At 45.1% G+C, this 4593-nt stretch carries 5 protein-coding genes; 1 reads left to right on the top strand and 4 read right to left on the bottom strand.

Going from position 1 to position 4593, the window contains the following annotated elements; genetic code table 11:
* Positions 1-589: 589 nt before the first annotated feature.
* The 4 genes from QUA62_RS28855 to QUA62_RS28840 all read right to left on the bottom strand — a co-directional run bounded on the left by QUA62_RS28855 (position 590) and on the right by QUA62_RS28840 (position 3291).
* On the bottom strand, positions 590-886 hold the full coding sequence (locus tag QUA62_RS28855) for a hypothetical protein (protein ID WP_333408228.1): 297 nt from the start codon (positions 884-886) through the stop codon (positions 590-592).
* A 206-nt stretch (positions 887-1092) separates the two neighbouring features.
* Positions 1093-2496 carry a leucine-rich repeat domain-containing protein gene (locus QUA62_RS28850; protein WP_333408227.1) on the bottom strand — a complete coding sequence of 468 codons (1404 nt, stop codon included), beginning with the start codon at positions 2494-2496 and terminating at the stop codon, positions 1093-1095.
* 230 nt (positions 2497-2726) lie between these two features.
* On the bottom strand, positions 2727-3092 hold the full coding sequence (locus QUA62_RS28845; RefSeq protein ID WP_333408226.1) for a hypothetical protein: 366 nt from the start codon (positions 3090-3092) through the stop codon (positions 2727-2729).
* A complete protein-coding gene (locus QUA62_RS28840) occupies positions 3085-3291 on the bottom strand; it encodes a hypothetical protein (protein WP_333408225.1) in 207 nt (68 codons plus the stop codon). Before QUA62_RS28840 ends, QUA62_RS28845 begins: the two co-directional genes overlap by 8 nt.
* Before the next feature lie 173 nt (positions 3292-3464).
* Between QUA62_RS28840 and QUA62_RS28835 the strand changes: the two genes are divergently transcribed.
* The coding region (locus QUA62_RS28835; protein ID WP_333408229.1) for a tetratricopeptide repeat protein at positions 3465-4593 on the top strand (1129 nt) is incomplete at its 3' end.

Here is a 4593-nt window from a genome sequence, read left to right as displayed (position 1 = left end):
TCCCTTTCATTTATTATCAAACTTTCCTATTTTACCAGAGAAATCCATATTTACATCTCAAATGGAATTGCTATAGTAAATAGTCTGGCTAGAAAGCCTATTCAGTAATTAAATTATCTAAATATCAGCTCGCTTACTTAAAAAGCCATAATTCTTTATCTAATTTATCAATTTTTAATATTTTATTTGGCGCGGTTTGGACGGTAACCGCACGGTCAAAAATCTAAAATCTGAATCTAAAATCTGAAATTATTTAACCAAAAAGAGCGCCCAGTATTCTGTTGGCTATCGGCAAGTGCGATCGCACTTGGCAACAATCCACAAGAACTGACCAACCCCGATCGCCCGCTAAGTTGCCAGAGACAGACCGCTAGAATCGTTTGGGTTGGCGTGTAAATATTTAGAAGTCGTAGCAACCGTTCGATCGCTCAAAACATAGAACCTAGCAGAAGACTTGCTTATTACTGAGCAGCCGACCGCAGACATTTCAGCTTTTGTCGTGGCGATCGGGCTTTCCGTACTGCACCATAAAAAGCCCGACGCCTTGCCGCCAGTTACACTCCGGCAATTGCCGATCGAACCTGTCTCACTACTCTGCTTCAGGTTTAGGCTCCTTCGGTTTTTTCTCAAAGACTTGGATACTTGGGTCTGATAGCACAAACCCGTTAGGGGTTGATTCACCCATCTTGCCGCCGATAGCAGCAACCCACATGGGGTAGTTAGTCGCAGCATCCTCAAGCTTCTTCCATATTTTGGGCTTAACACTAACGGACACTACCCGACCGTCACAGTCAAGCTCAAAGGTTTTCCAGTTGTCTTTGTTAGTCTGTACGTTGGTAGGAAGTTCGTTAATTTTGATGATGAGTTCGAGCTTGCCAAGTGTCATAAGGAGTTTCGTTGGTTTTCTGGTACTTTGTCCGCTTTGTATATTTTCCAGCCTAGGGGTGGAAATCGCTACAGCTTTAACGAGCTAATGGTATTTCTCTATCTAAGGCTCTAAACAGGTAGTGCTAGGTCAGGATAGACTTTTTTCCGTGAGGCTATTTCTGCCCATTCTTGTGACTTGACTATGCCTGAGCTCATTCCCTTCTTTCAGATCTGAATCCTTACCCTGCCATACATCACCTCTGGGATGGAGGTAATCTGATTGCCACTTAGCCTAAACTGTGTCAGATTAGATAGTTGCCCGAGCGCCTCGGGGATAGAGGTAATCTGATTGTTATCAAGAATAAGCGCTCTCAGATTAGACAGTTGCCCGAGCGCCTCGGGGATGGAAGTAATCTGATTGTTGGCGAGACCAAGGATTCTCAGATTAGATAGTTGCCCAAGCGCCTCTGGAATAGAGGTAATTTGATTGTTGGAGAGATTAAGAAATCTCAGGTTAGACAGTTGCCCAAGCGCCTCGGGGATAGAGGTAATTTGATTGTCCTGGAAATCAAGCTGTGTCAGATTAGACAGTTTCCCGAGCGCTTCTGGGATAGAGGTAATCTTATTCCTATTAAGACCCAGCTCTGTTAGATTCGACAGTTGACTGAGCGCCTCTGGGATGGAAGTAATTTGATTGTTATTGAGATCAAGTTGGGTCAGACTAGACAGTTGACTGAGCCACTCTGGGATGGAAGTAATTTGATTTGAATGGAGACCAAGCTGTGTCAGATTAGACAGTTTCCCGAGCGCTTCTGGGAGGGAGGTAATTTGATTGTTCCCAAGGCAAAGGTGTGTTAGATTAGACAGTTGTCCGAGCGCTTCTGGGATGGAGGCAATTTGATTGCGACTAAGACCAAGCTGTGTTAGATTTGACAGTTGACTAAGCCACTCTGGGATGAAGGTAATTTGATTCCAATGGAGATAAAGCTGTGTCAGATTAGACAGTTGCCCGAGTGCTTGTGGGATGGAAGTAATCTTATTCTCACGGAGGGCAAGCTGTGTCAGATTAGACAGTTGCCCGAGCGCTTCTGGAATAGAAGTAATTTGATTCTTACTGAGGTCAAGCTGTGTCAGATTAGACAGTTGCCCGAGCGCTTCTGGGATAAAAGTAATTTGATTGCCGGCACAACTAAGCACTCTCAGATTTGACAGTTGTCCGAGTGCTTCTGGGATGGAGGTAATCTGATTTATATCAAGGGTAAGATGTGTCAGGTTTGATAGGTGTCCGAGTGCCTCTGGGATGGAGTTAATCCAATTTAAATCAAGGGTAAGATGTGTCAGGTTTGACAGTTGTGCGAGTGCCTCTGGGATGGAAGTAATTTGATTGCGCCAAAGGTCAAGCCTTTTTAAGTTGGTTAATTGAAGAACAGCATTCGGAAACTCAGTAAGCTTATTCCCAAGAAATTCCTTTTTCTCCTCATCCCACTTTCCCAACAGCAAAGTCTCAAGCTGTGTACACTTGCCAATCTGCGGTGGCAATTCCTCCAGCCCCAGACCCGCCAAATCCAGTTCCATCAATTTTTCCTCGGCTGCTTGGTCAATTAGCCGCACTGCTTCTTCTCGCGTCATGTTTTGTATCTCTCTGTAGTCTTTATTTCGTTGTGATAATTAAATTTAGCCTTTGGAAAAAAACGGTAAAAATCGACACCGAAAAAACGCACTAATACTATTGTCCAAAAATCAATAGGGCAATAAATATATTCTAGGAAAGCAAGGGGCATATCCTGACTCAGAGTGTAGCACTGGTGCCACTCAATCAGGATACCCCCATATTTTCTGATTTAGACTCGAAAGTATTACTACTCGGTCGAATGATGTAGTAGTATGGGATTGGGTTTCGGATTAGTACAAATTATCTTTTTGCCATCATCTATCATATCTCCACTAACAAAACCAAGTTGATTGTCTGGGTTCTTATCGGGAGTAGGAAGAGAGTTGATATACCATATCCTCCCAATAAGTTCAAAACGATATCCAGTTATCTTTCCCTGTATTTCTTTTAAATACTTGACCACAGATTGCTCTAAAATAACCTCACGATTTTTACAGATAGGGTTTGTTAGAAGTGCAGTGCCATCATCTTTGTAAGTAAAGTTTAAACATGGGTAAGGTTTACCCTCATCATTTTCGTAAATGAATTTAAAACTTAAATTAGAATCAGACATGAGTTTTTCGTTGTAATATATAAACATGAATTTTAGCGTACATCAACCATTCATGTCTCAATACTTGACACAAATCTGCTAGACCTGCGAACCGTGCAACCGCTCCAACCTTGCGAGCCATCCGACCGCTAGACCTTGCCACTAAACCGTACCAGCCGTGCCAGCCGTGCCAGCCGTCGTTAGGGTATGATTGTGGCACTGCCAGCCGTTGTTAATGTGTAATCAATAATTTTCTGATTGGCCGCCCCCAACCCTTATCCCTATATCAAATACTTGGTGGTTGTGGCGATCGTTCGATCGCCCTGACTTCTCCCTGCCTTTACACTAAGCGAGCTAGTGACTAATATTGACAAAAATACAAAAGGGGTGGCTATGTTCGATCGCGCTCAATGGTTTTTGGCTGGTATGTCGATCGCACTTTCGGTTCAGTTAAGTCAGCCAGTGGCAGCAGCCGTGCCCGTTGGCAAAGCCGTACAAACAGCACAAACTAACAGTAACGAGGCTGCTGAAAAAGCTTTAGAAGAAGGAGGACAACTCTACCAGCAAGGAACGGCCCAAGCAAAAAGAGGTGCGCTCACCAAGTGGGAAGAAGCCTTAAAGCTATATCGGCAAGCAGGCAACAATAGAGGGCAAGCATTTAGCCTCCTTGGTATTGGCAGATTCTACAATGATTTGGGAGAAAAGCAGAAAGCGCTAGAGTATTTTGGGCAGTCTCTTCCCCTGAGTCAGGCTGTAGGCGATCGTGATCTTGAAGCTATCACCCTCACCAGCCTCGGCAGAGTCTACTCAGAATTAGGAGAAAAACAGAAAGCCCTAGAGTATTACAGCCTGTCCATTCCCCTATTGCGGGCAGTAGGCGAGCGCGGCGGGGAAGCTGCCATACTCAGCAATATCGGCACTCTCTACTCAGAATTGGGAGAAAAACAGAAAGCCCTAGAGTATTACAACCAGTCCCTTCCTCTGAGACGGGCAATGGGCGAGCGTGCTCTTGAAGCTACCATACTCAGCAATATCGGCAGCATCTACTCAGAATTAGGAGAAAAACAGAAAGCCCTAGAATATTACAGCCAGTCCCTTCCCCTATTGCGGGCAGTAGGCGATCGCAGCGGAGAAGCTCTCACCCTCAACAACCTCGGCTTAGTCTACTCAGCATTGGGAGAAAAACAGAAAGCACTAGAGTATTACAGTCAGTCACTTCCCCTGAGTCGGGCAGTAGGTGATCGCAGCGGGGAAGCTCTCACCCTCAACAACATCGGCGGTGTCTACTCAGCATTGGGAGAAAAACAGAAAGCGCTAGAGTATTACAGTCAGTCGCTTCCCCTGAGTCGGGCAGTAGGCGATCGTCGCGGGGAAGCTACCACTCTCAACAACATCGGCGGTGTCTACTCAGAATTGGGAGAAAGACAGAAAGCACTAGAGTATTTCAGCCAGTCGCTTTCTCTTGGTAGGGTTCTGGGTGAGCGGTTTGTGGAAGCTATGACCCTCAACAACACCGGCAGGA

The sequence above is a fragment of the Microcoleus sp. MON1_C1 genome, assembly GCF_036701945.1.
In the GTDB taxonomy this organism is placed as follows: domain Bacteria; phylum Cyanobacteriota; class Cyanobacteriia; order Cyanobacteriales; family Microcoleaceae; genus Microcoleus.
The sequence above is the reverse complement of the archived record's forward strand: the minus strand, read 5'-3'. Positions and strand labels throughout refer to the sequence as shown.

Excerpts from the sequence above, each read along its gene's own strand:
- QUA62_RS28855 (WP_333408228.1), bottom strand. The coding sequence starts at position 886 with ATGACACTTGGCAAGCTCGAACTCATCATCAAAATTAACGAACTTCCT.
- QUA62_RS28850 (WP_333408227.1), bottom strand. The coding sequence starts at position 2,496 with ATGACGCGAGAAGAAGCAGTGCGGCTAATTGACCAAGCAGCCGAGGAA.
- QUA62_RS28845 (WP_333408226.1), bottom strand. The coding sequence starts at position 3,092 with ATGTCTGATTCTAATTTAAGTTTTAAATTCATTTACGAAAATGATGAG.